Origin of the sequence: Xanthomonas sp. NCPPB 4037 (genome assembly GCF_041475695.2) — a bacterium.
GTDB lineage: Bacteria > Pseudomonadota > Gammaproteobacteria > Xanthomonadales > Xanthomonadaceae > Xanthomonas > Xanthomonas campestris.
The window spans coordinates 515,687-541,678 of sequence record NZ_CM191261.1; the positions used below are offsets into that span (position 1 = coordinate 515,687).

Annotated in this window: 25 protein-coding genes and 1 other RNA gene; 15 read left to right on the forward strand and 11 right to left on the reverse strand. The window is 66.5% G+C overall.

What is annotated here, in order from left to right:
* Positions 1–129 precede the first annotated feature (129 nt).
* From tsaD to ACCQ01_RS02245, 3 genes are all read left to right on the forward strand, one after another.
* Positions 130–1,197, forward strand: a complete 1,068-nt coding sequence (tsaD, locus tag ACCQ01_RS02235; RefSeq protein ID WP_228427252.1) for a tRNA (adenosine(37)-N6)-threonylcarbamoyltransferase complex transferase subunit TsaD — start codon at positions 130–132, stop codon at positions 1,195–1,197.
* A 69-nt stretch (positions 1,198–1,266) separates the two neighbouring features.
* On the forward strand, positions 1,267–1,620 hold the full coding sequence (gene folB, locus ACCQ01_RS02240) for a dihydroneopterin aldolase (RefSeq protein WP_011038896.1): 354 nt from the start codon (positions 1,267–1,269) through the stop codon (positions 1,618–1,620).
* Between the two features lie 256 nt (positions 1,621–1,876).
* Positions 1,877–4,048: a glycoside hydrolase family 3 N-terminal domain-containing protein gene (locus ACCQ01_RS02245; protein WP_228433537.1), complete on the forward strand. Its 2,172-nt coding sequence runs from the start codon at positions 1,877–1,879 to the stop codon at positions 4,046–4,048.
* A gap of 325 nt (positions 4,049–4,373) precedes the next feature.
* On the opposite strand, the gene ACCQ01_RS02250 is transcribed toward ACCQ01_RS02245, so the two are convergent.
* Positions 4,374–5,552, reverse strand: coding sequence for a PQQ-dependent sugar dehydrogenase (locus ACCQ01_RS02250; protein WP_228433536.1), 1,179 nt, complete (start codon positions 5,550–5,552; stop codon positions 4,374–4,376).
* 170 nt (positions 5,553–5,722) lie between these two features.
* Here ACCQ01_RS02250 and yiaA point away from each other — a divergent pair, with 170 nt between their 5' ends.
* On the forward strand, positions 5,723–6,157 hold the full coding sequence (yiaA, locus tag ACCQ01_RS02255; RefSeq protein WP_228433535.1) for an inner membrane protein YiaA: 435 nt from the start codon (positions 5,723–5,725) through the stop codon (positions 6,155–6,157).
* A 40-nt stretch (positions 6,158–6,197) separates the two neighbouring features.
* Here yiaA and ACCQ01_RS02260 read toward each other — a convergent pair whose 3' ends face one another.
* The 6 genes from ACCQ01_RS02260 to ACCQ01_RS02285 all read right to left on the reverse strand — a co-directional run bounded on the left by ACCQ01_RS02260 (position 6,198) and on the right by ACCQ01_RS02285 (position 12,042).
* The gene (locus tag ACCQ01_RS02260) at positions 6,198–6,545 is read right to left on the reverse strand and encodes a hypothetical protein (RefSeq protein ID WP_014506334.1); all 348 of its coding nucleotides are present in this window, start codon (positions 6,543–6,545) and stop codon (positions 6,198–6,200) included.
* A gap of 173 nt (positions 6,546–6,718) precedes the next feature.
* Complete coding sequence (locus ACCQ01_RS02265) at positions 6,719–7,216, reverse strand: hypothetical protein (RefSeq protein WP_228433534.1); 498 nt, start codon at positions 7,214–7,216, stop codon at positions 6,719–6,721.
* An 87-nt stretch (positions 7,217–7,303) separates the two neighbouring features.
* The gene (locus tag ACCQ01_RS02270) at positions 7,304–8,605 is read right to left on the reverse strand and encodes an APC family permease (RefSeq protein ID WP_228433533.1); all 1,302 of its coding nucleotides are present in this window, start codon (positions 8,603–8,605) and stop codon (positions 7,304–7,306) included.
* Positions 8,602–9,378, reverse strand: a complete 777-nt coding sequence (locus ACCQ01_RS02275; protein WP_228433532.1) for a L,D-transpeptidase family protein — start codon at positions 9,376–9,378, stop codon at positions 8,602–8,604. The genes ACCQ01_RS02270 and ACCQ01_RS02275 overlap by 4 nt, the downstream gene beginning before the upstream one ends.
* Positions 9,379–9,541: 163 nt before the next feature.
* Positions 9,542–10,636, reverse strand: coding sequence for a dipeptide epimerase (locus ACCQ01_RS02280; protein ID WP_228433531.1), 1,095 nt, complete (start codon positions 10,634–10,636; stop codon positions 9,542–9,544).
* On the reverse strand, positions 10,633–12,042 hold the full coding sequence (locus ACCQ01_RS02285) for a C40 family peptidase (RefSeq protein ID WP_228433530.1): 1,410 nt from the start codon (positions 12,040–12,042) through the stop codon (positions 10,633–10,635). The genes ACCQ01_RS02280 and ACCQ01_RS02285 overlap by 4 nt, the downstream gene beginning before the upstream one ends.
* A 153-nt stretch (positions 12,043–12,195) precedes the next feature.
* Here ACCQ01_RS02285 and ACCQ01_RS02290 point away from each other — a divergent pair, with 153 nt between their 5' ends.
* The 10 genes from ACCQ01_RS02290 (at position 12,196) to hglS (ending at position 19,775) form a co-directional block, all read left to right on the forward strand.
* On the forward strand, positions 12,196–13,005 hold the full coding sequence (locus tag ACCQ01_RS02290) for an N-acetylmuramoyl-L-alanine amidase (protein ID WP_228433529.1): 810 nt from the start codon (positions 12,196–12,198) through the stop codon (positions 13,003–13,005).
* Positions 13,006–13,130: 125 nt separating this feature from the next.
* Positions 13,131–13,820, forward strand: a complete 690-nt coding sequence (locus ACCQ01_RS02295) for a M15 family metallopeptidase (protein WP_228433544.1) — start codon at positions 13,131–13,133, stop codon at positions 13,818–13,820.
* 10 nt (positions 13,821–13,830) lie between these two features.
* On the forward strand, positions 13,831–14,028 hold the full coding sequence (locus ACCQ01_RS02300) for a CPXCG motif-containing cysteine-rich protein (RefSeq protein WP_011270049.1): 198 nt from the start codon (positions 13,831–13,833) through the stop codon (positions 14,026–14,028).
* Positions 14,029–14,264: 236 nt separating this feature from the next.
* Positions 14,265–14,642, forward strand: a complete 378-nt coding sequence (locus tag ACCQ01_RS02305) for a hypothetical protein (RefSeq protein WP_103700431.1) — start codon at positions 14,265–14,267, stop codon at positions 14,640–14,642.
* Positions 14,643–14,866: 224 nt separating this feature from the next.
* Entirely contained in the window at positions 14,867–15,214 is a 348-nt protein-coding gene (locus ACCQ01_RS02310; protein WP_115555192.1) for an EF-hand domain-containing protein, read from the forward strand.
* A gap of 241 nt (positions 15,215–15,455) precedes the next feature.
* On the forward strand, positions 15,456–15,890 hold the full coding sequence (locus ACCQ01_RS02315; protein ID WP_115576328.1) for an EF-hand domain-containing protein: 435 nt from the start codon (positions 15,456–15,458) through the stop codon (positions 15,888–15,890).
* Between the two features lie 167 nt (positions 15,891–16,057).
* Positions 16,058–16,810: an HAD family hydrolase gene (locus ACCQ01_RS02320; RefSeq protein WP_228433528.1), complete on the forward strand. Its 753-nt coding sequence runs from the start codon at positions 16,058–16,060 to the stop codon at positions 16,808–16,810.
* A 110-nt stretch (positions 16,811–16,920) separates the two neighbouring features.
* On the forward strand, positions 16,921–17,487 hold the full coding sequence (locus ACCQ01_RS02325; protein WP_228433526.1) for a hypothetical protein: 567 nt from the start codon (positions 16,921–16,923) through the stop codon (positions 17,485–17,487).
* A complete protein-coding gene (locus ACCQ01_RS02330) occupies positions 17,487–18,152 on the forward strand; it encodes a hypothetical protein (RefSeq protein ID WP_228433524.1) in 666 nt (221 codons plus the stop codon). The genes ACCQ01_RS02325 and ACCQ01_RS02330 overlap by 1 nt, the downstream gene beginning before the upstream one ends.
* 255 nt (positions 18,153–18,407) lie before the next feature.
* Complete coding sequence (hglS, locus tag ACCQ01_RS02335; RefSeq protein ID WP_228433522.1) at positions 18,408–19,775, forward strand: 2-oxoadipate dioxygenase/decarboxylase HglS; 1,368 nt, start codon at positions 18,408–18,410, stop codon at positions 19,773–19,775.
* Positions 19,776–19,886: 111 nt separating this feature from the next.
* Here the strand turns inward: hglS and ACCQ01_RS02340 are convergent, their stop codons facing one another.
* The 3 genes from ACCQ01_RS02340 to ACCQ01_RS02350 form a co-directional block, all read right to left on the reverse strand.
* Positions 19,887–21,158 (reverse strand): RNA polymerase sigma factor, encoded by a 1,272-nt coding sequence (locus tag ACCQ01_RS02340; protein WP_228433520.1) that lies wholly within the window; start codon positions 21,156–21,158, stop codon positions 19,887–19,889.
* A gap of 454 nt (positions 21,159–21,612) precedes the next feature.
* Complete coding sequence (locus tag ACCQ01_RS02345) at positions 21,613–22,047, reverse strand: VOC family protein (protein ID WP_228433518.1); 435 nt, start codon at positions 22,045–22,047, stop codon at positions 21,613–21,615.
* Between the two features lie 23 nt (positions 22,048–22,070).
* Entirely contained in the window at positions 22,071–22,490 is a 420-nt protein-coding gene (locus ACCQ01_RS02350; RefSeq protein ID WP_228433516.1) for a YciI family protein, read from the reverse strand.
* Between the two features lie 254 nt (positions 22,491–22,744).
* Here ACCQ01_RS02350 and ACCQ01_RS02355 point away from each other — a divergent pair.
* Positions 22,745–22,819, forward strand: a non-coding RNA gene (locus ACCQ01_RS02355) — sX9 sRNA.
* 4 nt (positions 22,820–22,823) lie between these two features.
* Here the strand turns inward: ACCQ01_RS02355 and ACCQ01_RS02360 are convergent.
* Positions 22,824–25,964, reverse strand: a complete 3,141-nt coding sequence (locus ACCQ01_RS02360; RefSeq protein WP_228433514.1) for an efflux RND transporter permease subunit — start codon at positions 25,962–25,964, stop codon at positions 22,824–22,826.
* Between the last annotated feature and the right edge of the window lie 28 nt (positions 25,965–25,992).

Below are 25,992 nucleotides of genomic sequence, written 5' to 3' on the forward strand. Positions count from 1 at the left end.
GGCGCCGGAACGTGCGTGCTGCCGCAGTTGGCTGGCCATTCCGCGGTCGCGCAGCATACCTGCGGAGACCGGTTTGCGCGCGGCAAAAGCTGCGAAAATACAGCCCATGAACCTGCCTGCCGAACTGTCATGAAAGTGCTTGGGATCGAATCATCCTGCGATGAGACCGGGGTGGCGGTGTACGACACCGCGCTGTCCGGCGTGCCGGCGCTGCGCGCCCATGCGGTCTACAGCCAGATCGCGCTGCATGCCGAATACGGCGGCGTGGTGCCGGAGCTGGCCAGCCGCGACCATGTGCGCAAGCTGCTGCCGCTGATCCGCCAGACCCTGGACGAGGCCGGGTTGCGCATCGATGAGCTGGACGGGGTGGCCTATACCGCCGGCCCGGGCCTGGTCGGTGCCTTACTAGTAGGTGCGGGGGTGGCGCGCGCGCTGGCCTGGGCGCTGGAGGTGCCGGCGATCGGCGTGCACCACATGGAAGGCCATCTGCTGGCCCCGTTGATGGAGGACGACCCGCCGCAGCCGCCGTTCGTGGCGCTGCTGGTATCTGGCGGCCATACCCAGCTGGTCTCGGTGAAGGCGCTGGGCGCGTATGAAGTGTTGGGCGAAACGTTGGACGACGCCGCCGGCGAGGCCTTCGACAAGACTGCCAAGATGATGGGGCTGCCGTATCCGGGCGGCCCGCAGCTGGCGGCGTTGGCCGAAACCGGCACGCCGGGGCGCTACAAGTTCGCGCGGCCGATGACCGACCGCCCCGGGCTGGACTTCAGTTTCAGCGGGCTCAAGACCCAGGTGCTGCTGGCCTGGCGCGGCAGCGACCAGTCCGACACCACCCGCGCCGACATCGCGCGCGGGTTCGAGGACGCGGTGGTGGAGACGCTGGCGATCAAGTGCCTGCGCGCGCTGGACGCCGCCGACTGCAACACCCTGGTGGTGGCCGGCGGCGTGGGCGCCAACAAGCGCCTGCGGGCCCGCCTGCAGGAGGCCGCGCAACGCCGCGGCGGCCGGGTCTGCTTCCCGCGCCCAGCCCTGTGCACCGACAACGGCGCCATGATTGCCTTCGCCGGCGCGCTGCGCCTGGAAGCCGGCGAGCACGCCGATGCCGCGGTGCATGTGACGCCGCGTTGGGATATGGCGAGCTTGCCGCCGCTGGCGGCGGCGGCGCGGGAGTCGGGAGTAGAGATTCGGGATTCGTAAATGCCTGGCTCCGCGCTGCCTTCCTGTTCTTGCCAATCCCGACTCCCCACTCCCCAATCTCGGCTCTCCATGGACAAAGTCTTTATCGAAGGTCTCGACATCGATGCGCTGATCGGCATCTACGACTGGGAGCGGCGGATCCGGCAGACGTTGCGGTTCGACCTGGAGATGGGGTTCGACAACCGCATTCCGGCCGCCAGCGACGACATCGCCGACACGCTCAACTACAAGGCGGTGAGCAAGCGGTTGATCGAGTTCGTGCAGCAGTCGGAGTTCGGGTTGGTGGAGACCCTGGCCGAGCGGTGTGCGGCGATCGTGCTGGACGAATTTCAAGTGCAGTGGCTGCGACTGAAGTTGAGCAAGCCGGGCGCGGTGCGCGGCGCGCAGGCGGTGGGCGTCATCATCGAGCGCAGCCGCAGCTGATCTGGCGCTCCCACTGGCGCAATAGACGTTGGTGTATCGAGTTGGAGAGGTGGCCGATCCGCCGGCAACCGGGCTCATCCAACTGCCGGGATCACTGGCGCTGCTGGGGACAGCGTCTGCCGCCGGCTGCGCGAACTGCGTCGCACTGCCGCCCCGAACAGCTGAATCCGAGGCTGAACCGGGGCGGGGGACTTTCACCATCGTGGTCGCATCAGGCTAGAATTGCCGGCCATGTAAACGTTTTCTCAAGGATCTCATGGCTGCTGATCGCATCGACTCCCTGATTGCCCGCATGACCGTCGAAGAGAAGGTCGGCCAGCTCGGGGTATTCGCCGACATGGTGCGGCCGTTCGCGCCGGACGTGAATCCCGAGGCCAATGTCCTCAACGCCGACGAAGTGCTGCAACAGGTCCGCCAGGGCCGGGTGGGCTCGCTGTTCAATGGTGTGGGCGCTGCGTTGGGCGTGCAGATCCAGAAAGTGGCGGTCGAAGAAAGCCGCCTGGGCATTCCGGTGATCCTGGCCGCCGATGTCATCCACGGCATGCGCACGGTGTTCCCGATCCCGTTGGGCGAAGCGGCAAGCTTCGAGCCGGAGCTGGCTGAGCGCACCGCGCGGGCCACCGCGATCGAGGCCACCGCTGCCGGCCTGCACTGGACCTATGCACCTGCGGTGGACATTGCGCGCGACCAGCGCTGGGGCCGTGGCGCGGAAGGCGCCGGCGAAGACGTGGTGCTGGGCATGGCGTTTGCCGCCGCGCGCGTGCGCGGCTTCCAGGGCAGCGATCTCAAAGCCGACGATTGCCTGCTGGCCACGCCCAAGCATTTTGCCGCCTACGGCGCGGTGGCGGCCGGCATGGAATACAACACGGTGGATATCGCACCGCAGACGCTGCGCGATGTGCATCTGCCGCCGTTCAAGGCGGCGTTCGATGCGGGCGCGCTGACGGTGATGTCGTCCTTCAACGACATCAACGGCGTGCCGGCCAGCGCCAACCACGAGCTGCTCACCGAGATCCTGCGCGGTGAATGGCAGTTCCCGGGCGTGGTGATTTCTGATTACACCGCCGACATGGAGCTGATTGCGCACGGCTACGCGGCCGATGAGCGCGACGCCACCAAGAAGGCGTTCCTGGCGGGTCTGGACCTGAGCATGCAGAGCGGGTTCTATGCCGCGCATCTGCCGTTGCTGGTGGAAAGCGGCGAGGTGCCGATGGCCACGCTGGACGCCAGCGTGCGCCGCATCCTGCAGCTGAAAGAGGCGATCGGCCTGTTCGACAATCCGTACCGCTCGCTGGATCCCGCACGCGAAGCCGATACCGCGCATCTGCCCGCGCACGATGCGTTGTCGCGCGATGCGGCGCGGCGTTCGATCGTGCTGCTCAAGAACGAAGGCGACCTGCTGCCGCTGAAGAAGAGCGGGCAGAACATCGCGCTGATCGGCCCGTTCGTGCAGGACCGCGAAAACATCGAAGGCTGCTGGACCCTGTTCGGCGACAAGGAACGGTACGTCACGCTCGAGCAGGGCGTACGTGCAGTGGTGGCGGCCGACAACCTGAGCGTGGTGGCTGGCTGCGGGCTGGAAGAGCCGTTGCCAGGCGGCATTTCCGCGGCAATCGATGCCGCGCAAGCTGCCGATGTGGTGGTGCTGGCGCTGGGCGAGCCGCAGCGTTTCAGCGGTGAGGCGCAGTCGCGGACCGAGATCACGCTGCCGCCGGCGCAGCAGGCACTGGCCGAAGCGGTGGCCGCCACCGGCACGCCGATGGTGATCCTGTTGCGCAACGGCCGCGCGCTGGCGCTGAGCGGTGCGGTGCGCGATGCCGATGCGATTGCGGTGACCTGGTACCTGGGCACCCAGACCGGTACCGGCGTGGCCGACGTCCTGTTTGGTGATTACAACCCCTCGGCACGCCTGCCGATCAGCTTCCCGCAGGTGACCGGCCAGCAGCCGTATTTCTACAACCATCTGCGCACCGGCCGCCCGGAACTGCCCACGCTGTCCGAATACAAGGCGCGCTGGCGCGAGATGCCCAACGAGCCGCTGTACCCGTTCGGCCACGGCTTGAGCTACACCACTTTTGCGTATGCGGCGCCGCAACTGAGCACCACGCAGTTGGGATGGGAGCAGACGCTGACCATCACCACGCGCGTGACCAATACTGGCACCGTAGCCGGCGAAGAAGTGGTGCAGCTGTATGTGCACGACCGGGTTGCCAGCCGCGTGCGGCCGGTGCGCGAGCTCAAGGGATTCCGCAAGGTGCTGCTGCAGCCGGGCGAGAGTGCGGAGGTGGTGTTCACCCTGCAGCGCGATGCGCTGGCGTTTACCAACCACAAGGGCGTGTTCGGCGCCGAGCCGGGGCTGTTCGATGTGTGGGTGTGCGCGTCGGCCAAGAGTGGCGAGGCGGTGTCGTTCGAGTTGCTGGAAAGCTGAGGCACCGCCCTGGGCGTGGCCTGTCGCACTGCAGGTCACTCGGTTATGCAGATGAAACGCGGGTCTCTGGATGGGCGACCTGTGACTCAGGTCAGGTGACCATCACACGCGTCGTTCGCATGCGAGTGCGTAGCGGCCAATCAGCGTTAGTGGTCAATGCGCTTGTCGCTGCGCCCAACTTTTTGCCGAAAGGCATGCATGCTGCAGAAGTGCGTGTCGCAGAAAAAAAGCGCCGATCGCTCGGCGCTTCGCATCACATCATGACCATCGCCAGCACGCGATGCGTGCGTGGCGATGGCATGACTCCCCTACTCAAACTCGCAGTTCACGCGTCTTCCTCGACAGTGCCGGTGCGCTTGGGCGTCAGCTTGAGCAGACGGCCGGTGCTGCCGCTGGCCTCGTCTTCCAGCAGCCACAGCGCGCCATCTGGACCTTGCTCCACCTCGCGGATGCGCGCGCCCATGTCGTAACGCGCCAGTTCGCGCGGTTGTTCGTCCAGGGACACCTGCACCAACGCCATCGACGACAGCCCGCCGATGAAGCCATTGCCGCGCCATGCCGGGAACTGCTTGCCGCTGTAGATCACAAACCCCGCTGGCGAAATCACTGGCGTCCAGCTGATCTTGGGCGCAGCGAACTCCGGGCGCGTGTTGTGGTCCGGGATGGGCGTGCCGTCGTAGTTGTCGCCGTTGGACACCACCGGGTAGCCGTAGTTGGCGCCACGCTGGATCAGGTTGAGCTCATCACCGCCGAGCGGGCCCATTTCGTGTTCCCACAGTTTGCCCTTGCTGTCGAACGCGATGCCCAGGATGTTGCGGTGGCCTAGCGACCACACCTGCGCGGCAACTCCGCCTTGCGCAGCGAAGGGGTTGTCGGCAGGCACACTGCCGTCGTCGTTGAGACGAATCAGCTTGCCCAGATTGGCCTGCATGTCCTGCGCGGGCGTGAACTTCTGGCGTTCGCTGGAGCTGATCCACAGCTTGCCGTCCGGCCCGAAGGCGAGGCGATGACCGAAGTGCCCGTTGCCGGTCACCTTCGGGTCCTGCCGCCAGATCACCTTCAGGTCCGACAGGCTGCCGCCGCCGTTTGCGTCCAGCGTCAGCTTGGCACGCGCCACCGCCGCGCCGCGCACGTCGCCCTCGCCAGGTTCGGCGTAACTCACGTATACCAGCCCGTTGCGGGCGAACCGTGGATGCGCCAGCACATCGCCGAAACCGCCTTGGCCGCCGTAGGCGACGGTGGGGATGCCGGTGATGGCGCGTTTGCGCTTGGTTTTCAGGTCCAGGCGCATCAACGCGCCACGCTTTTCGCTGACCAGCAGGCTGCCGTCGGACAGGAACGTCATGGCCCACGGCTCATCGAAATCGGCCACGGTGGTGGCCTGGAACGGCCATTGCGCCTTGGGAATGGACGCTGCCGGCGCGGTGGCAGGTGCGGCAAGTGCGGCGCCGGTGGCAAACAAGCTGGCCGTGCAGGCCAGGGCAAGCAGACGTCGAACTGACATGAGGTCCTCCAGGGGATGAGGCACGGTCACGTCGCAGCCCTCCCACAACGTGTCCCGCGTCGGGTTTTCAAGTACCTTACACGACGCCGTCCAGGCCGCCCTTGTCGTAGATCACCATCTGCGAGACCGCCGGGTCCCCTCTCGATGCTTCACCATGAAAAGGAGTTTCCATGGCTGTCACGCAGAAAACCTCGTTTGCCTTTGTCGCCGCATCGTGGGCCGCCTTGCTGCTCGGTGGCGGCGCCTATCTGGTCGGCCTGTGGAATGCCGAAATGCTGCTCAACGAAAAGGGCTATTACTTCACCCTGCTGTTGTTCGGCCTGTTCGCATCGGTGTCGCTGCAAAAAAATGTGCGCGACCGTGTCGATGGCATTCCGGTCACCGGGTTGTATTACGCCATCTGCTGGTTCTCGCTGATTGCAGCGCTGTTGTTGCTGACCATTGGCTTGTTCAACGCAACACTGTTGCTCAGCGAAAAGGGCTTCTATGCGATGGCCTACGCACTGAGCCTGTTTGGCGCGGTCGCGGTGCAGAAGAACACGCGTGATGCGATGGATGGCCCGGCGGGGTCAGTGAGCCGCGCCGTCCCGCCTGCGTTGGACTGACACTGCGCCAGCTGGTACACCTTGAACGCGAAACGCCACCTCAACGGTGGCGTTCTGCGTTTTTGGCGTGGTCATCGCCACTGACAAACTCTGCAGCGCTTTCCCATGCGCGCCGCACGGCATGGCGGGCCTTGCTCCAGCTCAACGACGAAGACCCACGATTGGCATCCCAGTCACGATGCAGCTCGGCTTCCACCTGATCGTAGGCGCGCGCCATATCGCGCACGCGTGCTTCGTGGCCGGCAAGATACGCGGCTTCATAATCTTCGTAGCGATCGCCTTCGGCGTAATACGGCTCCTCGGTAAAACGCTCGCGCCAGTATTGCGAAACGTTCTGGTTGCGGCCTTCGTCCGGGGCACGGCCGGGAATCTGGTAGGGCACGTTCATGCGCGTCTCCTTCGTTCGAATGTGCGAAATACCCTAGGGCGGCGCTTGTTAACTGCATGGCACGCCGGGTGATGGGCAGATCAAACTGTGGTGCTCGTCGGGTGCGTTGTCCAAGCTGAAGTGGTTTGCTCGGGAATATGCGATTGCGCCCACATCGCATTTCCGCTGATGCTTCAGGTCGCCGCTGACGCGGCTTCATACGGCAATGGCGTTGCCCCTGCGCTCACCAGCGCAGATTCCGCATTGTGGAGTTGCTGTTCTTCGGCATCGATCACCACCAGCACGCGGCCGGCTTCGATCTCGTCTTCGAACTGGCGCCGCACCGGATCCGGCACGGTGGCACCCACCAGCGCGGACGACCACGTGCCAACCAAGGCGCCCGCGAGGGCCATGACCCCGGCGCCGGCGACAGTGAGCCCAATTGGCGGCACCGCGATGGCGACCAATCCTGCGACCAGGCCCGCGGCACCGCCTGTGGCAGCGCCGCGGGCGGCGGCGGGCAGGAAGTCGGTCTTGGCGTCCTTGCGTTCGTCGGGAACGCCTTCCACTTCGATATCCGAACGTGCAATCAGTGAGAGCGCATCGTTGTCGAGCCCCGCGCCGCGCGCGGCCTGCAGGACGCGTTGGGCACTGTCGACATTCGGTGTGCTGTAGACACGGCGCAGCTTCATCGCAACCTCCCGCAGGACTGTGCGTGGCAGCGTCATGCGCACGCAGTTAGTCGTGCGTGAGCGCTACGCGAGCGCGGCGCGAAGTGCTCAGGCCGGCTTGCGCGGGAACAGGTAGAACACGCAGCCCACCAGCAAGGCCAGCCCGGCGGCGGCGAGGTTCTGCCAGCTGGCGCTCGCCAACAGGCCAAGCGACAACAGCAGGGCGGCGATGGGAATGAGCGGGCCACCGGGCAAGCGCAAGGCATCGGTGCGCGCCCGATAACGGCGTGCCAGCACGATCACCGCCGCCGCCGTGCCGATATAGGCAAATAGCCGCGTGACCATCGACAGCAGTGCCAGCTGCGTAAACGAGCCCGACAAGGCTAGCGCCAGCGACAGCACGCCTTGCGTGAGCACGGCTGCCGCAGGGGTGTGGAAGCGCGGGTGGACGCGCGCCAGGAAGGCCGGGCCGTAGCCGTCCTGGGCCAGCGCAAACAAAAACCGCGGGCCCAGCATCACCGTGTTGCTGGTGGTGCCCAGGATGGAGATGGTGGCGCCCACGGTGAGGATCAGCGCCAGGGCTTCGCCACCGAAGCGGCTGGCGGCATCGGCCAGTGGCGTAGGCGATGCCGCGAGATTCGGCAGGGTGCCCTGCGCCACCACCTGCACGGCGGCATAGATCAGGGTCACGGTGACGATCATGGTGATCAAGGCGAACGGCACGTCGCGGCGCGGGTTGCGGTACTCGCCTGCAGCGGCAGGGATGTTCTCGAAGCCGGCATACGCAAACAGCAACAGCAACGCGGCTTCGCCCAGATTGCCGAGGTCGCGCAGGTCCGGCGTGCTGCCGGCAAAGGCCCACGACCAATCCACGTAAAACAGGCCGATGGCCACGAACAACAGCAACGGCACCAGCTTGCCGATCACCAGCGCCACGCCGGTGCGTGCGGCCGACTTCACCCCGATCACGTTGATGGCGGTGAGCACGCCCAGCGAGCCCACCACCACGAGTAGACGTTCCCAGCCGTCGCTGCCAGCGGCCGGCCAGAAGCGCGCCACCGCATCGGCCAGCCCATTGCTCAGTGCCGCGGCCGAACTGATGCGTGTCAGCCAGATCATCCAGCCGATCTGGAAGCCGGTGAACGGGCCGAAGGCTTCGCGCGTATACAGATAGCTGCCGCCGGGCGTATCGAAATAACTGGCCGCCTGGGCGTAGCACAGCACCAGCAGCGCCACTGCCAGGCCGGCCAGCATCACCGCCCACAGGCTCATCGGCCCCAGCAGCGCGGCCGTGGCCGCGGGCAGCAGGTAAATGCCGCTGCCGATCACATCGTTGATCGACAAGCCCACGATCTGCCAGCGGCTGACCGCGCGCACCAGTGCGGGAGATTCAGTGCCCTGGCTGCTCATGGCGTGGCCTGCGCCAGTGCCGGCAACTGCCAGCTGCGTTGCAGGCGCGCGTACTCGGCACGTGGCAACAGCACGAACAGCGGCGCGTCCTCGGGCTTCAACCAGGCGAGCAAACGTTGCATGTCGGCGGGGGCCATCGCGGTGCAGCCGGCGGTGGCATGGCCCGGGCTGCGCCACAGATGCGCGAAGATGCAGCTGCCGCGGCCGGGAATCGCCTGTGGGTTGTGCGCAATCACAAACCCTTCCTGGTAGCGCGCATCACCGGGGTGGCGCAGATCCAGGCGCATCGGTTCGGTCGAGCCGGCCACCGCGGCCTTGCCCACCTGGTCGGCATCGACGATGCGGTTGTACAGCGGCGAGCTGGGCACATCCATGCAGTAGTGGCTGGCCTGCATCGGCTGGTACGGCAGGGCGCTGTCGATCTGCGGCGCATAGCCGAACGCGGGGCCGATGGCGAAGATGCCGGCCGGGCTGCGGCCGTCGCCTTCCCGTTTTTGCGGGCCTTGCGTCTGGGCCGGGTGCAGGCCCTCGCCCCAGGCGCTGCCATGCTGGCCCAGCGCAACGGCAAACGCCGGTGCGGCCGGTTGCCAGCGGCCATCCACGCGGTGGAAGGCCTGCAGGCGTGCCTGGGTGCTGTCCCAGTCCGCCGTGGTCACCACGATCAGGGCGCGTGCCGCCTCCAGTGCCGGCACCGGTGCGGCGCTGCTTGCCGCACTGCTGCTCAGCAGGACCGCCAGCACCACGAAGGATCGAAACAACACAGCGATGCGCATGCAGGCTCCAGTGATCACTGACCAGCGGCAGACACCGCTGCAAAGGGGGCGGCGCGCAACGTATTGCCCTTCGGCACTGCACGCCTGATCGCTACTGTACCCAGCAACGCGCGCGCCTGCGCATCAACGGATGCAACGCAGCGCTGCGCGGCATGTGCGCCGATCAGGGCAACAGCTCCAGCCCGCGGATGCGCCGGATGCCCAGGCCGGGCGCGTCGTCGATATGAATCTGCGCCTCATTGAAATGCACGCCGCCCTCGGTGGGGTCGAACTGCCCCAGCGCCGGCGCATCCAGGTCGGCCAGGGTGATGCTGTCGGCCTTGGCCACAGCCAGATGCACTGCGGCGGCCACGCTGATGCTGGATTCGATCATGCAGCCGATCATGCACGGCATGCCGTACAGCGCAGCGATATCGGCAATGCGGATCGCCTGCGACATCCCACCGGTCTTCATCAACTTGATGTTGACGATGTCGGCCGCGCGGCGCTGGATGAGGTCGATCACCTGCGCCGGCGCGAACACGCTTTCGTCGGCCATCACGGGTGTATCGATATGTGCGGTGACGAACGCCAGGCCATCGAGGTCGGCAGCCTTGACCGGCTGCTCCAGCAACTCCGGAGCGATGCCTGCATGCTCCAGCGTGCGCATGGTGCGCACCGCCTGTTTGGGCGTCCACCCCTGGTTGGCATCCAGCCGCAGCGGTGCGCGGCCTTGTACCGCAGCGTGGATCGCCTGCACACGGGCCAGGTCCGAGTCGATGTCCTTGCCGACCTTGATCTTCAACGCGCGGTAGCCACGCGCAAGCGCCTCGTGCGCATCGGCCACCATCACCTCGATGGGATTGGCGCTGATGGTGATATCGGTGGTGATGCGCGGAGTGCCGCCGCCCAGCAGCTGATACAGCGGCGCATCGAACGATTGCGCCCACAGATCGTACAGCGCGATTTCCACCGCGGCCTTGGCACTGCTGTTGCGCTCCAGCGCCTGCTGCACCAGTCCGCATAAGCGGTTGAGATCGGCCACGTCCTGGTCGATCAGGCGCGGGCCGATGCAGTGCGTGATGGCAGCGATGATGCTGGCATGCGTCTCGCCGGTGATCAGCGCGGTGGCGGGCGCGGCGCCATAGCCGATGTGGCCGCCGTCGGTCTGGAGCAGCACCACCACATCCTCGATGGCCTGCACCGTGCGCACCGCGGTCTTGAACGGGGTTTTCAGCGGCACGCGCAGCATGCCCAGGCGGAAACCGGTGATTTTCATGGCAAGGCCGTGGCTGCAACGCGTTGGATGCGGGTGATGTGGTCGATGAAGGGGGTACCGTCGCCGGCGAGCAGCGGCAGCAGCGGCGTGACCGAGACGCCGTTCAAGCGCGCGCGCTGCAGGGCGCCGGCGGCATCGCGGTAGCCCGCACCGGCCACGTCGTGGATCACCCACGGCGCGCCCTGCACATGCCCGATCACCAGCATTACGTGGCCGGGGATGTAGATCAGGTCGCCCACCTGTAGCCGCGCCAGCTGTTGCTGTCGTTGCGGCGAGGGAGCGCGTTGATCGAAGGGCACGCTGTACAGCACCGGGCTGCGCGCCTGGTCGCCGGTATTACGTGGCAGCGCGATGCCGAGGCTGCGATAGACATCCAGCACGAAGCCGCTGCAATCGCGCGCGGCGTAATCGTTGCCCCAGCCGTAGCGCTCACCCAGGAACTTGAACGCCTGGCGCAGCAGTGCTGCATCGCTGAGCGGCAACGCACCGACATGCACATCCGCACCACGCGGCACCAGCGCCGGCACCAGCTGCAGAGCACCGCGCGCATCGCGCTGTGGCAGTTCCACCACGTATGCGGCGAGCGGCAATTGCCCGTTGACCGGCGTCTGTGGCGGCCAGCGCGGCAGCAGCGGCAGGCTGGTGCCCATGTCCAGCGTCAGTGCGGAGACCGCCGGCAATTCCGGCGTGTAGGCGCTCTGCACGCGTGCGCCGGTTACCACCAGGCGCGGGCCGCGTTGTGCGTAGTCGAGCACCTGGGCGCGCGTGCCCACCGCCAGCTGATCATTGGCGACCCAGGCGGCGTAGTTTTCGGCCAGCACAAAGCGCCACGCACCATCGGCACTGGTGTGCAGCACGGCGACCGGCGTGCCGGGGTAGAGCGCCGACTCCTGAAACCGGTCGATATCGCGGTCGTCGGGAGTGGTGAACACCCGCTGCGTGGTCGGGAAGGTGCGCAAGGCGGCGCGCTGCACCACCAGGGCATAGGCCGGCGTGATTCGCGCGGGTAACGCATCCAGCGCCAGCGATTGCCGCAGTGCATCCAACTGCGCTGCAGTCAGCGTCTGGCCATCGGTACTGTAGAGCGTGCGCGTTGGCGTTGCCGACAGCGTCTGGATCCATGCGCGTACCTGCGCGGCCGTCAGCGTGGCGGGCAGGCGCGCCAGGTCGTGCATGGAGGCATCGTCACGCAACAGGCGTGCATTGAACGCGGCGATCTGCGTGCCAGGCATGCGCGGCGCGTTGGCCGTGTCGCTGCGTGCGATCCAGTAATCGGCCTGCAGCTGCGCGTCGTCCACGGCGAACGGTGCCTGCAGGGAAGGCGAGCTGTCCGCGCACGCCACACCGCTGGCGAGCATCACGACCAGACAGAGCAACCACAAGCACAGAGGGCGCGACACGGGCATGGCAGGAGTTCTCGACGATGGCCGCGGCCGGCATGCTGCGAAGCGTTTAGTCTAGTCGCGTTGCGCTGTGCCCGCGCGGCGCTCACCCGCACGCGTGCCCAGGCCGGCGCGCGTCGCACCTGCCTGACCGGGCAGTCTTTGAAGGAGAACCGGATGCCCCCTCGTCCTCGCGCGTTGCACCTGTGGTCACGTGCCGCGCTGTGCGCGGCGGTGCTGCTGCTGGGCGCGTGCGCGCATGCGCCGCAGCGCAACCCGCTGGCCCAGTGGGTACCGTCGCCAAACCAGGATGCGCGGCGCCCGATCCTGATCGTGCTGCATTTCACCGACCAGCACTCCGTGCAGCAGAGCCTGACCACCTTGCGCGGCCGCAACAGCGGCGGCCGGGTCAGCGCGCATTACCTGATCGGCGAGGATGGCCAACGCTATCAACTGGTCGCCGACAGCGCACGCGCCTGGCATGGCGGGGCCGGGCGCTGGGGCACCATTACCGATATCAACTCGGCCTCGATCGGCATCGAGTTGGACAATGACGGCCACGAGTCTTTTGCCCCGGCGCAGATCGACAGCCTGCTGGCACTGCTGGAGGACCTGTGCACGCGCCTGCGCATCCCGCGCACCCAGATCGTCGGGCATGAAGATGTCGCGCCCACACGCAAGAACGACCCCGGCCCCCTGTTCCCGTGGAAGCGCCTGGCCGATGCCGGCTTCGGCCGCTGGCCGGCCGCCGACAGCCCCGCCGCGCCCGCCGGCTTCGACCCCTGGCAGGCACTGGCCCTGCTCGGCTACAGCCTGGACGACCCCGCCGCTACCCTGCAGGCCTTCCACCACCACTTCCGCGGCAATGACGCCAAGGTGCTGGACGCGGAAGATCTGCGCATCCTGTTTGCGTTGACGCGGCCGTTGCTGCCGGCTTCGCAGCCCGCGGTGACCGATGACCGCAACGACGCTGACAGCAGCCTCTAGACACTGCTGCGTGCGGGCCTATGCTGCGGTTTGTGGGTGTCGATTCATCGTGGATCTGCCACCGTTTTTTTATTAAAGAGGTCTTCATGCGGCACATTCTTTGCGGTGCGATACGTCAGGTGCGTATGGCGCTGGCCGCGGTCCTGCTGCTGCCCTTGACCGCGCTTGCCGCTGATGTACGCATCTCGCCGGCCACCACGCCAGCACAAGCTGGCCTGATCGATGTGCGCAGCCTTGCGCCCAACATCGATGTCGACATGCGGTACGCCGGGCGCGACAACTTCACTGGCCGCGTGGTGCCGGGGTATGCGGCGCCGACCTGCTATCTGCTGCGTCCGGCGGCGGAGGCGTTGGCGCGGGTGGCGCGTACGCTCAAGGCGCAGGGATATCGCCTGCAGGTCTTCGATTGCTATCGCCCGGTGCGTGCGGTGCAGGCGTTCGTCGCGTGGGCGCGTGATCTGCAGGCGCAGTCGACCAAGGCGCAGTACTACCCGCGCGTGGACAAGCGCGCGTTGCTTGGCGATTACATCGCCGAGACCTCCGGGCACAGCCGCGGGGCCACGCTTGATCTGGGGTTGCTGACCTGCAAGCGTGGAACCTGCGCACCGGTGGACATGGGCACGCCGTTCGATTTCTTCGACGCCCGGGCACATACCGACGCGCCCGACATCAGCGCAACCCAACGCGCACACCGCCAGCGCCTGCTGCGCGCAATGGCAGCGCAGGGCTTCGTCAACTACCCGATGGAATGGTGGCACTTCACCTTTCGTCCGGAACCCACGCCCGACACCGCCTACGACGTGCCGGTCAACTGAGGAACCTGCCATGTCCGATCCGGAACGCTTTGTCGATATCGCCTGCCCGTATTGCGGGGAATGGATCACCCTGGCGCTGGATCTGTCCGGCGGCGACCAGCATTACATTGAAGACTGCCAGGTCTGTTGCAAGCCCATTTCGGTGAGCGTGCAGTGGGATGAGGAAGGCGAAGCGCAGGTCAGCGCACGTGGGCAGGACGACGCCTGAGCGCTAGGCGGCTTTGCGCAGGCCTGGCGAGCGAACAGTGCACCGCGTAACGGTGTTGCGCCGCCGAATGAATGAGTGGAATGAGGCGTTACCCACGTCGCTTCGCTTGCCGCACCGATGCTGCGGCAGCGGCCGCTGGCTGCACGATCCAGTGGCGCGCCAACCGCAGTGCCGCGCGTGGTTGCCCCGCGCACTGCCGCTAGACTGGGGCGTCTCTCGCGCTGGAACGCCTTTTAATGAATCTGCCTCTGCACTTTGGCCTGCTCGGATCGCTGGAAGCCGGCCTGATCGCCCTGGTGATCGGGGTATTGCTGTTTGCCGGGGTCGAGCACCTGGGCCGGCGTCTGCAGTTCACGCATGGGCACACCCTGGGCATCGCCTGCCTGCTGGCGGTAGCCGTCGGTGCCGGCTACGACATGTGGCATCTGGTTTACACCAGCGTGGTGCGGCTGGAATCACCGCTGTATGCGCGCGTGGCATTGGCCAAGATCCACGACCCCAATGAACTGGGTTCGCGCGTGGTGCTCGAAGTGGCCGGTGCGATCGCCGGTGTGGTGCTGGGTTGGCGATTGTTCAGTTCCGCGACGTGGGACGATGACGCGCCTGCCGCGTAAAAGCGGCCATCAAAACGGGCCTCAAGTCTCAAATTCGCGCTGATTGAATGGGGCGCTTCTGTTTGGCTCACGCATGCCTAACAGCCGCCTAATCACAAAGAATTGTTGGGTGGTTAAGAGGACGTTTTGCGGCAAATCAGGGCAGGTTGAACGTTCATTTGCGATGGGTAGGGTGGTGCCATGTGCGGCGACACCGTGCATTCCCAAGACAAGGAGACCTCCCAATGAAGACCCGTAACCGCACCTCGCTGATCGCTGCCACCGCCGCCCTTGCTGCCGCTCTGGCGCTGCCGGCCATGGCGCAGAGCGCCTCCCAGGATGCTGCGCAGCCGGCGCAGACCGGTAGCTCGGCCACCAGCGCACAGTCGCAGTCTGGCGGTGGTCAGACTTGGGCCAGTGTGGACACCGATAGTGACGGCGCCATCAGCAAGCAGGAAGCGCAGGTCAATGCAGGTCTTGCGCAGATTTTTGATAGCGCGGACGGCAACACCGACGGCAAGCTGACCCCGGATGAGTACAAGGCCTTTGTCGCTAAGCAGAGCGGCGGCGCGACCGGTTCGCAGGGGCAGTAAGCTGCAACCCGCACAGCTGCAGCGTTCTTTCCGACCGACAGCAACATGTAGAACTCAACGCGATGTTTGCCCACTGACATGACGATGGAGGTGCGAAATCAGCCAACCACTGCATGAGCGCCGCGTGCGCTGAGAACATTGTTAGGATGGAACACACGGGAGCGGCCTGCCAGGGTCGCTCCCGTTCTGTTTACGTCTACCGGGTTAACGTGCACTGCTTTCCTGTGCTTGGCGGTCATCTATGTCTGTGCGTCTCACGCTACTGATCGGCTTGTCGGCAACGGGCATGGTGTGGGCCGCCCCACCGGAACTGCCGCCTGTCACGCCTGCGCCGGCCCCGGCGTCTCCTGGATCGAGCACGCAGACCATGGCGCCGCTGCCGATTGACCCGCCGGCACCGGCCAGCACGCCGTTGTTGCCCGCGGCGCCCGCGGCGACGTCCGGTGCAAAAGGCGGCGCAGAAGCGGCGCTGCCCAGTCAGGCCGGGACCTTGGGCCCGCGCAGTTTCCGCAGCCTGGATAGCGATGCCGATGGCTCGCTGACCGCTGCGGAAGCTGGCGCGGACCCCGTGCTGCGCGAGAATTTCGCCCGGTTCGACAGCAATGGCGACGGCCGCTTGTCGCGGGACGAGTTCGCCAGCTACCAACCCGGCCCGGGCGACGCGGCGGGGGACTGAGGGGCGCGATTGAGATGCCGGTGCCGCCGCCAACAGGCGCGCTGCCGTGGTCAGCAATCCGCATCTTCCAACCGCGCGCGACGGTTGTTGCAGCCTGCGTTGGCGACGGCTCGCCATACGCCGCCAGCCACGCTGAACACGGCCATGCGCGCTGCTAGACTTGCCCGATGACTCCCATTGCACAGCGCGACGGCCAGGCGATCCAACTGGTCGGCTTCGACGGCGACGACACCCTCTGGAAGAGCGAGGATTACTATCGCACGGCCGAGGCGGACTTCGAGACCATCCTGTCCGGCTATCTGGACCTGGGCGACAGCCGCATGCAGCAGCATCTGCTGGCAGTGGAGCGGCGCAATCTCAAGATCTTCGGCTACGGAGCCAAGGGCATGACGTTGTCGATGATCGAAACCGCGATCGAGTTGACCGAGGCGCGCATCGAGGCACGCGACATCCAGCGCATCGTCGAGATTGGCCGCGCCACGCTGCAGCACCCGGTGGAGGTCATTGCCGGCGTGCGCGAGGCGGTGGCTGCAATCGCCGCCGACTACGCGGTGGTGTTGATCACCAAGGGCGACCTGTTCCATCAGGAGCAGAAGATCGAACAGTCGGGGTTGAGCGATCTGTTTCCGCGCATCGAGGTGGTGTCCGAGAAGGATCCGCAGACCTATGCGCGCGTGCTGGGCGAATTCGATCTGCCGCCGGAGCGCTTTGTGATGATCGGCAATTCGCTGCGTTCGGATGTCGAGCCGGTGCTGGCGATTGGTGGCTTGGGCATCTACACACCCTATGCGGTGACCTGGGCACACGAGCAGGACCATGGCGTGGCAGCGGATGAGCCGCGCCTGCGCGAAGTGCCGGACCCATCCGGTTGGCCGGCCGCCGTGCGCGCGCTGGATGCGCAGGCGGGGCGCCAGCAGTAAGCTGAGCCTGCACTGCCGGGCAGGACGGCACGGCGCGTTCCACCGCACTGCAGTGCACAGGACGTTTTTTGGGAGCGGCGCGGTGCGCCACCGAGCGAGGAGGGAATCTGATGAAGGTGTTTTGGTTGCTGCAAGCGTCCACGGCGCGTGCCTTGGTGTTGGCGGTGCTGTGCTGTTCCTCGCCGTTGCTGGCAGCGGAGCTGGAGGAAGAGCGCGTCAACCCCAGTGAGGCGGTGTTCCGGCAAGGCCAGCCTTACTACGACGATGGCGGCACGTTCGTGCAGCTGCAGACGCGCCGCATCGATGGCGAACTGGTGTATGTGCGTAAGGTGCGGTTCGACCCTGAAAACGGCTATGTGGACGCGCAAGGCGACAGCGTGGCGCGTTTACAGCCACGCTCAGGTGCGCGCCACGCTGCTGGCGATGACGGCGCGAGTCCCTGGGCACGTGGCGGCTACGGCGATGGCTACGGCTACGGCGCGATCCGGCTCGGTGCCAGCCGCAACCGTCCCTACGGGCAGATGTACTACGGCAACGGGCTGTACGGCCCGGACCCGTACAGCAGCCCGCACAACCGCGATGCGCGCCAGCGGTATGTCGGCCCGGGTTACATCGGGTCCTGCGATCTCAGCGGCTGCCGTGAAGTGCACTACTACGGCGTGTACGACCTGCGCTGATGCGCCACCGGCCTGACAGCCGCACAGGCTTGCGGCATCATCTGCGCATGCCTGTGTTGCGCGCCCTGTCGCTTCGAACCGTGCCGCTGCTGCTGGCGCTGCTGCTATTGCCTGTATGGGCTGCGGCGCAGAGTGCACCAGCGCCAGCAGCGCCTGCGTCGGCCGATGCCGCGACGGGACAGGAAACCGCGCCGGCAGTGATGCCGGGCACCGGCGACGCCTGGGTGGACCAACATCTTGCCGATATGGGCAGCTACGCGCAGCGCTATCCGGACAGTTTCATGGACGAGGTGGCGCGCTACGCCGGTGTACGCCGCGGCTATGTGCAGGCGCTGCTGCAGGTGCACGGCTGGCATGCGGGGGACATCTATTTCGCGTGTTTTTGGGCGCAGACGCTGCAGCTGTCCTGCCGCGACACCGTGCGCGCCTTCAGCCGCGACCATCACGACGGCTGGCAGGGGGTGATCACGCGGCTGTCGGTGGCGCCGGACACGGCGCACCTGCGTGCGTTGCGCCACGCGATCGTGGCCAGCTATGACCGCTGGGAACGGCCGTTCACGCTGGACGCGCTGCTGCGCCGCCAATTGGGTGACCATACCCAGCGCCTGGAAGCGGCGCGCGAGGCCAGCGAGGCGGCCGAAGCAGCAGTGCAGGCCGGGTTGTAGCGCGGTAGCTGTCGCGTGGCAGCGCGATGGTGCAGGCGCAACGGGCGCTGCGATGGACTTGCCGATGACCGCGGCACGGCGCAATGACGCGACACTGCGCAGCATGGCGCGCGAGTAAGCCGAACGGCGCCTGGCAGCGCTGCTGTCTGCCAGCCAACACGCGATGCCGATGCTGCCTTGCAGCTGGCCGCCAGCTGGCAGGGTCGGCGAGAATGGGGCAACGTCGGCAGTGGCCGGCACTGCCAAGACTGTCCCATGCGCGAGACCGTGTTTGTTTCCCCTGACCAGATCCGCAGCCTGTTTGCGCAGGCCATGTCAGACATGTATCGCGCCGAGGTGCCGCTGTATGGCGACCTGATGACCCTGGTGGCCGACGTCAACGCGCAGACCCTGCAGGCCGATCCGGCACTGGCGGCGCGGCTGCAACGCAACGACGAGCGCGCGCGGCTGGATCTGGAGCGGCATGGTGCGATCCGGGTCGGCACGGCACAGGAGCTGGCCACGTTGCGGCGGCTGTTTGCGGTGATGGGCATGCACCCGGTGGGCTATTACGACCTCTCTGTTGCGGGCGTGCCGGTGCACTCCACCGCCTTCCGCCCGATCGACGATGCAGCGTTGTCGGCCAATCCGTTCCGCGTGTTCACCTCGCTGCTGCGCCTGGAGCTGATCGAAGATCCGGCGTTGCGCGTGCAGGCGGCGGAGATCCTGGCGCAACGCCAGATCTTCACTGCCGAGGCGCTATCACTGATCGAGCAGCACGAGCGTGCCGGCGGCCTGGATGCGACACAGGCGCAGCAGTTCGTGGCGCAGGCGTTGGAAACCTTTCGTTGGCATGGCGATGCAACAGTGGCGTTGCCCACCTACCGCGCGTTGAGCCAGGCGCACAAACTGATTGCCGACGTGGTGAGTTTCCACGGCCCGCATATCAATCACCTCACGCCGCGCACGCTGGATATCGATGCGGCGCAGGCGCAGATGCAGCGCGCCGGCATCGAGGCCAAGGCGGTCATCGAAGGCCCGCCACGCCGGCGCGTGCCGATCCTGTTGCGGCAGACCAGCTTCAAGGCGCTGGAAGAGCCGGTGCGCTTCCTGGGCGAAACGGGCCAGGCCGAGCAGGGCACGCATACCGCGCGCTTCGGCGAGATCGAGCAACGCGGGCTCGCACTCACGCCCAAGGGCCGCGCGCTGTACGACGCCCTGCTGGCGCAGGCGCGCGAGACCGAGGGTGCGGGCAGTACCGGCAGCGATTACGCGACCGTGCTGCAGACCGCGTTCGTTGCGTTCCCCGATGATGAAGCGGTGCTGCGCCAGGAAGGCCTGGGGTATTTCCGTTACGCGCTCACCGAGGCCGGCCGCGCCGACCCGGCGCAGGTTGCCGCGATGCCGGCCGAAACCGCGATTGCGCTGGGATTGGTGCGTGCCGATCCGATCATCTACGAAGACTTCCTGCCGGTGAGTGCAGCGGGCATCTTCCAATCCAATCTGGGCGGCGCCGAGCAGCGTGCCTATGCCGCGCACGCCAGCAAGAGCACCTTCGAACGCGAACTGGGCGCGCCGGTGCATGACGAGTTTGCGCTGTATGCGCAGCTGGAGCGCGACTCGCTGCGGGCGTTGCTGGTGTAGCCAGGCGGCGGCGTTGGTGTCGCGTGCCGCGCCACATTGGGGCTGCGGTACGCGCACCGAACCCATCTAATCGTTTGGCGCAAGCCAGCACGTAAAACGACAACGCGCGCGTTACGCGGGTAATCCGGTGCAGGCATCCGCGCGGGCCAGCAGGAATGTCTTGTCGCGTGCGTTGCCGGCCAGCGTGGCGGCATGCAGGAAGTCAGCGCGTGCTTCGTCAAACCGGCCGAGCTTGTAGAGCAGGTCGCCGCGAACGCTGGGCAGCAGATGGTAGTGACGCAGCGTGTTGTCCTGCTGCAAGGCCTCTACCAGCAGTAACCCTGCCGCAGGGCCCTCGGCCATGGCGATGGCCACGGCGCGATTGAGTGCAATCACCGGTGATGGAACGCGCTGCGCCAGCCGTGTGTACAGCGCGGCGATGCGCGACCAGTCGGTGTCCTGCGCCTGCGCGGCGGTGGCGTGGCAGGCGGCGATGGCAGCCTGCAAGGCGTAACTGCTCTGGCCACCTCCCAACTGCTGCGCGCGGGCCAGCGCGGCCAGGCCGAGCTGGATCAGCGGTTGATGCCAGCGGCTGCGGTCCTGCTCCAGCAACAACACCGGTGCGCCGCTGGCATCGCTGCGCGCCGCGCTACGTGAGGCCTGCAACGCCATCAGGGCGCGCAATGCATGCACCTCGGCGGCAGTGGGCATCTGCTCGGCAAGCACGCCGATCAAGCTCAGCGCTTCGTGGCAAAGCGCAGGCCGCTGTGCATCGTCGCCGTCGCTGGCCGCGTAGCCTTCGTTGAAGATTAGGTACAGCACCTCCAGCACCGAGGCCAGCCGTGCATGCCGCTCGCTCCCGCGCGGCACTTCGAACGGCACCTGTTTGTCGCTGAGTGTGCGTTTGGCCCGCACGATGCGCTGGGCGATGGTGGCTTCCGGTACCAAAAACGCGCGTGCGATCGCGTCGGTGCTCAAACCGCCGAGCAGGCGCAAGGTCAGTGCGACACGCGCATCGGTCCCCAGCGCCGGGTGGCAGGCCACGAACATCAAACGCAGTTGGTCATCGCCCAGGTCATCGTCGGGATCGACGACCTGCGCGGCGCTGGCGGCTTGCTGTTCGCGCTCGATCTCGAAGCTCAGCGCATCGTGCTTGCGCCGCTGCAATTGATAGTGGCGCAGGCGGTCAATGGCGCGGTGCTTGGCGGTGGTCATCAGCCACGCGGCCGGGTTGTCGGGAATGCCGTTGCGCGGCCAATGCTCCAGTGCGGCGACCAGCGCATCCTGCGCCAGTTCTTCGGCCAGCCCGACGTCGCGGAGTTGGCGTGCCAACGCACCGATGATGCGTGAGGCCTCGCGGCGCCACAGGGTGTCCAGCAGTGCGGAAATGTCGGTCGCAGCCATGGGCACCGATCAGAGCATTCCCGCGTGTCGCCAGCAAGACGCGCCGCAGCGCGCCTGCATGGCTCAGCCCGGTTCGCAGAGGTTGTGCAGGACATCTGCATCGCCGCAGCGTGCGAACGTGCGCTGTGTCTGCCAGTGGTGCTGCAGCAGCGTGTCTGCAGGCGGCACGGTGTGCGCGGCGACACGTGACGGTGTGCACCGCGCGCTCCAGCTCGCTCCGCTGCACGCGGTGCACGGCTGCTGCGTCATCCGTGCCATCGGCGCAAGACACTGCACCGTGGCGACTGCGCACATACCCCGCGACATCAAACAGTCCTCGCACACGTTACAGGGCAGCAGGCGCAGCCCCATCGCGTGGAAGAACGCGATGGCGAGCGGCAGTGACACGATATGTGCATCCATCGCGCGCTGTGGGTGCATGGGCAGCTCCTGTGAGCGAGCGCAACGTTTGGGGTCAACTCTGCTGGTAGCGCCCGTTGACCAGCCACTGGATCCCGAACCGGTCAATGCACATGCCAAAGCGCTCGGCCCAGAAGGTTTCCTCCATAGGCATACCGATCTGGCCGCCCTCGGCCAGCGCCGCGAACACGCGCTCTGCCTCGGCGTTGTCATCGAAGTTCAGGGCGACCGCGATGTTGGAGCCGCCCGGCGCGTGCTGGCCGGGCGGCATGTCCGAGCCCATCAGCAGTGGCGCTTCGCCTGCGGCGAGCGTGACGTGCATGACCTGGTCCGGTGCCGCGGCGCTCACGTCGGCGCAGCCGTCATCGCGGGTGTTTTCCGGCATCTGTGCGTAGGTCATCAGCATCAACTCGCCACCGAGGACGCGTTGGTAATGGGCGAAAGCCTCACGGCAATGGCCGTTGAAATTGAGATAGGGCGTGACGTGCATGGGGTGGTCTCCTGGGTGCGGGATCAGTGGGCGAGTTGTTGGCGCAGCGCGTCTTCCAGTGCGCGTGCCTCGGCGGTCAACGCGGTGCCGAAGTCCTCGGCCTCGAAGACCGGGCGCAATTCGATCTCGATCGGCGCGTTGTCGGGATTGGGCATGCGTTTCAACCACGCCACGGCGTCGTCCAGTGAGTTCACCTGCAGCAGCCAGAAGCCGGCGATCAATTCGCCGGTGGCTGCAAACGGGCCGGAGGTGACACGGCTGCCGTGCGCATCCAGCTGCAGGCGCAGCCCGCGCGCGCTGGGATGCAGCCCCTCACCGCCGAGCAGGACGCCGGCGTTGAGCAGTTCCTGGTTGAACGCACCCATCGCAGTGAGCTGGCGCTCGCTGGGCAGAATGCCGGCTTCGGATTCGGGGCTTGCCTTGATGATGGCCATGCAGCGCATGCGGATCTCCTTCGTGGTGTCGGGCGGATGACCGCTCACTGCGGCCATTGCAGACACGACGAACCAGCACGCGGCAGATCGACACGCGTGCGCGGAGATTTTTCAGTTGCATCCGCTCAAGCGGGCGCGAGCGGCCCGCCCGTCCCGCCACGTCGGCCCGCGTGGGCCAACGTGGTCACAGCGCCGCAGCTTAGAGCAGCTATCAAAACTACTGCGCAGCCGCCGGGCGGGCGCGGCCGGTGCTCGGAATCCTCATGTACCCACGTACATTCCGGTTCCTCCGCGCCGTCCGCACCCACCTGACGGCTGCTCGCTACGTTTTGTTAGCCGCTCTTAGTGTGCGGAGGCTGCCGGGCGGCGTGCGGCAGCGCGCTCGGCCCGCTGTGCACGCTTACGCGCGCGGCGCCCCTTCCAGCGCTCGCTCAGGCAGGAAAAGATCACGTACAGCGCCGGGGTGCTGAGCAGGGTCAGGCCCTGCGAGAACACCAACCCGCCAATCATCGCGATACCCAGTGGCCGGCGCAGTTCCGAGCCTTCGCCCAGGCCCACCGCCAGCGGCACCGCGGCCAGGATCGCCACCATCGTGGTCATCATGATCGGGCGGAAGCGCACGATCGATGCCTCGCGTGCAGCCGCACGTGCGTCCTTGCCATGCTCGCGCTGCGCCACCAGTGCGAAGTCGATCATCATGATGGCGTTCTTTTTGACGATGCCGATCAGCAGCACCAGGGCGATCATCGAAATCACCGACAGCTCGGTGTTGGTGATGAACAACGCCAGCAGCGCGCCCACGCCGGCGGCCGGCAGGGTGGACAGGATGGTCACCGGGTGGATCAGGCTCTCGTAGAGCATGCCCAGCACGATGTACACGGTGAGCACTGCGGCCAGCAGCAACACGCCCATCGAATTGGGGTTGAGTTGCACGTTGAAGCCGCCACCATCGCTGATGCGGATGTCGCCGGGCATGCGCAGCCCTTCCACGGTGTTCTTGATGATCAGATCCGCCTCGCCGGTGCTCACGCCCGGTGCGAGGTTGTAGCTCAGATCCATTGTCGAATACTGGTTGTCGTGGGTGATCTGCGGCGGCGCCAGACCCGGCACCTGCGTGGCCACCGCAGTGATCGGCACCATCTGGCCGGCGCGGTTGGGCACGAACACTTCATCCAGTGCCTTGGGCGTGGCGGTCTGCGATGGCAGTGCATTGACCACCACGCTGTACTGGTTGAGATCCGAATAGATGGTGGAGATGGAGCGCTGGCCGAACGCGCCATACAGCGCGCCATCGATGGCACCCACTGAAATCCCCAGGCGCGCGGCCTTGGCGCGGTCGATCACGATGTTCTGGCGCAGGCCCGAGGTATCCACGTCGGTACCGACATCGCGCAGGCGCGGATTCTTTTTCAGTGCGGCCTGCACCTTGGGCAGCCATTCCTGCAGTTGCGCCAGGTCGTTGCCCTGCAGCGACACGCGGTATTGCGCCCCCTGACTGGTGCCGCCGCCGCCGTCGCTGGGCAGGTCCTGGATTGCGCGCAGGCGCAAATCCAGATCCGGGTAGCGGTCGGCCTTGGCGCTCAGGCGCGCAACCACCTGCGCGGTGGTCTCGCGCCGGCCTTCGTCGCGTTTTTTCAGTTCGATGTTGAATGAGGCGCTGGACCCCTGGCGGCCGGAGCCCAGGCGCGCGCCCACGGTTTTCACTGCCGGGTCGGCCATCAACATGTCGGTGATGCGGCGTTGGCGGCTGACCATGTCGGCAAACGACACCGTGGCGCTGGAATTGGCGCGGCCCCAGATCAGGCCGGTGTCCTGTGGCGGGAACGAGCCCTTCTTGACCGCGCCACCCAGGAAGATGGTGGCGGCGATCAGCACCAGCGGCGTCAGCGACAACAGCAGCGCGTGGCGCAACGAAAAATCCAGTGCCACGGTGTACACCGCGAGCATGCGGTCGTGCATGCGATCCAGCCAGGCGCCGAAACGGCTGGGTGTTTCCGGCGCGGTATGGGCGGAGAGGAAGCGGCTGCACAACGCCGGCGTCAGCGTCAGCGACACCAGCATCGAGACCACGATGGCGGCCACCAAGGTCACGGTGAACTCGCGGAAGAACGCGCCGACCATGCCGCTGGCAAACAACATCGGAATGAACACCGCCACCAGCGAGGCGGTGATCGACACGATGGTGAAGCCGATCTCGCGCGCGCCGGTGAGTGCGGCCTGCAGGCGCGGCATGCCCTCGTCGAGGTGGCGCATGATGTTTTCGATCACCACGATCGCATCATCGACCACGAACCCAATCGCGATCACCAGCGCCAGCAGGCTGAGGTTGTTCAAGGTGAAGCCGAGCACGTACATCACCAACGCCGAGCCGGCCAGCGACAGCGGCACGGTGACCGCGGCGATCAACGTGGGCGCCAGGCGGCGCAGGAACAGCGCCATGGTCAGCACTACCATCGCCAGGCTGATCATCAGCGTGGCCTGCACTTCATGCAGTGAGGCGCGGATGGTGGGCGTGCGGTCGAAATACGGTGTGAGGGTGGTGCCGGGCTGCAGGTAGGCGCGCAGCTCGGGAATCTGAGCTTTCACCTGGTCCACGGTTTCGACGATGTTGGCACCGGCGCGGGTGAAGGCATACATCACCACCGCGGGTTTGCCGTTGAACCAGGCGGCCTGGTAGGCATCCTGCTGGCCGTCGTAGACGGTGGCCACATCGCCCAGGCGCACGATGCGCCGGTTGGATTGGGTGGAGATCGCCAGCTGCGCGAAGTCGGCGGCCTTGGCCACCGAATCGTTGGCGATGATCGCCATGGTGGTGTTGCCGTCGGACAAAAAGCCGGTCGGCGAGGTGACGTTGGCCGCACGCACAGCGTTGCGCAGGTCGTCCGGGGTCAAGCCCAATGCGTTGAGCGCGCGCAGGTCCACATCCACGCGCACCGCTGGCGTGGAGGCACCGGCGATGTCCACCGAGCTGATGCCGGTGATCTGCCGCAGCCGTTGCGCCAGCAGCGAGTCGGCCACGTTGTAGAGCTCATCGGCCGATTGGGTGTCGGAGGTCAGCGCAATGGCGATGACCGGGTCGTCGTTCGGGTTGGCCTTCTGGTACATCGGCGTGCCGAGCCCGGAGGGCAGATCGGACTGTGCCGAGTTGATCGCAGTCTGCACATCCTGCGCGGCCGAATCGATGTCGCGATTACTCTGGAAAATCATGAACACCATGCTGCTGCTCTCCGAACTGGAGGAGCGCATGCGGTCGATGCCCGGCAGCTGGCCCAGGTGGCGTTCCAGCGGCGCGGTGACCGTGGAGGCCATGGTGCTGGCGTCGGCGCCGGACTGCGTGGCGTGCACGAAGATCACCGGGATCTGGATGTTCGGCAACGCCGCCACGCCCAGCCGCAGGTAGCACATCAATCCGATCACGAACAAACCGATCGCCAGCAACGAGGTGCCGATCGGGCGCTTGATGAAGGGCGCGGAGATGTTCATGGCTGTGGCGCCGGGAGTCGGGAATCGG

Excerpts from the sequence above, each read along its gene's own strand:
- tsaD (WP_228427252.1), top strand. The coding sequence starts at position 130 with ATGAAAGTGCTTGGGATCGAATCATCCTGCGATGAGACCGGGGTGGCG.
- ACCQ01_RS02265 (WP_228433534.1), bottom strand. The coding sequence starts at position 7,216 with ATGAAGCTGCGCCGTGTCTACAGCACACCGAATGTCGACAGTGCCCAA.
- ACCQ01_RS02345 (WP_228433518.1), bottom strand. The coding sequence starts at position 22,047 with ATGCACGTCACGCCCTATCTCAATTTCAACGGCCATTGCCGTGAGGCT.
- ACCQ01_RS02350 (WP_228433516.1), bottom strand. The coding sequence starts at position 22,490 with ATGCGCTGCATGGCCATCATCAAGGCAAGCCCCGAATCCGAAGCCGGC.
- ACCQ01_RS02325 (WP_228433526.1), top strand. The coding sequence starts at position 16,921 with ATGAAGGTGTTTTGGTTGCTGCAAGCGTCCACGGCGCGTGCCTTGGTG.
- ACCQ01_RS02260 (WP_014506334.1), bottom strand. The coding sequence starts at position 6,545 with ATGAACGTGCCCTACCAGATTCCCGGCCGTGCCCCGGACGAAGGCCGC.
- ACCQ01_RS02270 (WP_228433533.1), bottom strand. The coding sequence starts at position 8,605 with ATGAGCAGCCAGGGCACTGAATCTCCCGCACTGGTGCGCGCGGTCAGC.
- ACCQ01_RS02330 (WP_228433524.1), top strand. The coding sequence starts at position 17,487 with ATGCGCCACCGGCCTGACAGCCGCACAGGCTTGCGGCATCATCTGCGC.
- folB (WP_011038896.1), top strand. The coding sequence starts at position 1,267 with ATGGACAAAGTCTTTATCGAAGGTCTCGACATCGATGCGCTGATCGGC.
- ACCQ01_RS02340 (WP_228433520.1), bottom strand. The coding sequence starts at position 21,158 with ATGGCTGCGACCGACATTTCCGCACTGCTGGACACCCTGTGGCGCCGC.
- ACCQ01_RS02310 (WP_115555192.1), top strand. The coding sequence starts at position 14,867 with ATGAAGACCCGTAACCGCACCTCGCTGATCGCTGCCACCGCCGCCCTT.
- ACCQ01_RS02315 (WP_115576328.1), top strand. The coding sequence starts at position 15,456 with ATGTCTGTGCGTCTCACGCTACTGATCGGCTTGTCGGCAACGGGCATG.
- hglS (WP_228433522.1), top strand. The coding sequence starts at position 18,408 with ATGCGCGAGACCGTGTTTGTTTCCCCTGACCAGATCCGCAGCCTGTTT.
- ACCQ01_RS02275 (WP_228433532.1), bottom strand. The coding sequence starts at position 9,378 with ATGCGCATCGCTGTGTTGTTTCGATCCTTCGTGGTGCTGGCGGTCCTG.
- ACCQ01_RS02280 (WP_228433531.1), bottom strand. The coding sequence starts at position 10,636 with ATGAAAATCACCGGTTTCCGCCTGGGCATGCTGCGCGTGCCGCTGAAA.
- ACCQ01_RS02360 (WP_228433514.1), bottom strand. The coding sequence starts at position 25,964 with ATGAACATCTCCGCGCCCTTCATCAAGCGCCCGATCGGCACCTCGTTG.
- ACCQ01_RS02305 (WP_103700431.1), top strand. The coding sequence starts at position 14,265 with ATGAATCTGCCTCTGCACTTTGGCCTGCTCGGATCGCTGGAAGCCGGC.
- ACCQ01_RS02250 (WP_228433536.1), bottom strand. The coding sequence starts at position 5,552 with ATGTCAGTTCGACGTCTGCTTGCCCTGGCCTGCACGGCCAGCTTGTTT.
- ACCQ01_RS02245 (WP_228433537.1), top strand. The coding sequence starts at position 1,877 with ATGGCTGCTGATCGCATCGACTCCCTGATTGCCCGCATGACCGTCGAA.
- ACCQ01_RS02290 (WP_228433529.1), top strand. The coding sequence starts at position 12,196 with ATGCCCCCTCGTCCTCGCGCGTTGCACCTGTGGTCACGTGCCGCGCTG.
- ACCQ01_RS02300 (WP_011270049.1), top strand. The coding sequence starts at position 13,831 with ATGTCCGATCCGGAACGCTTTGTCGATATCGCCTGCCCGTATTGCGGG.
- ACCQ01_RS02295 (WP_228433544.1), top strand. The coding sequence starts at position 13,131 with ATGGCGCTGGCCGCGGTCCTGCTGCTGCCCTTGACCGCGCTTGCCGCT.
- yiaA (WP_228433535.1), top strand. The coding sequence starts at position 5,723 with ATGGCTGTCACGCAGAAAACCTCGTTTGCCTTTGTCGCCGCATCGTGG.
- ACCQ01_RS02320 (WP_228433528.1), top strand. The coding sequence starts at position 16,058 with ATGACTCCCATTGCACAGCGCGACGGCCAGGCGATCCAACTGGTCGGC.
- ACCQ01_RS02285 (WP_228433530.1), bottom strand. The coding sequence starts at position 12,042 with ATGCCCGTGTCGCGCCCTCTGTGCTTGTGGTTGCTCTGTCTGGTCGTG.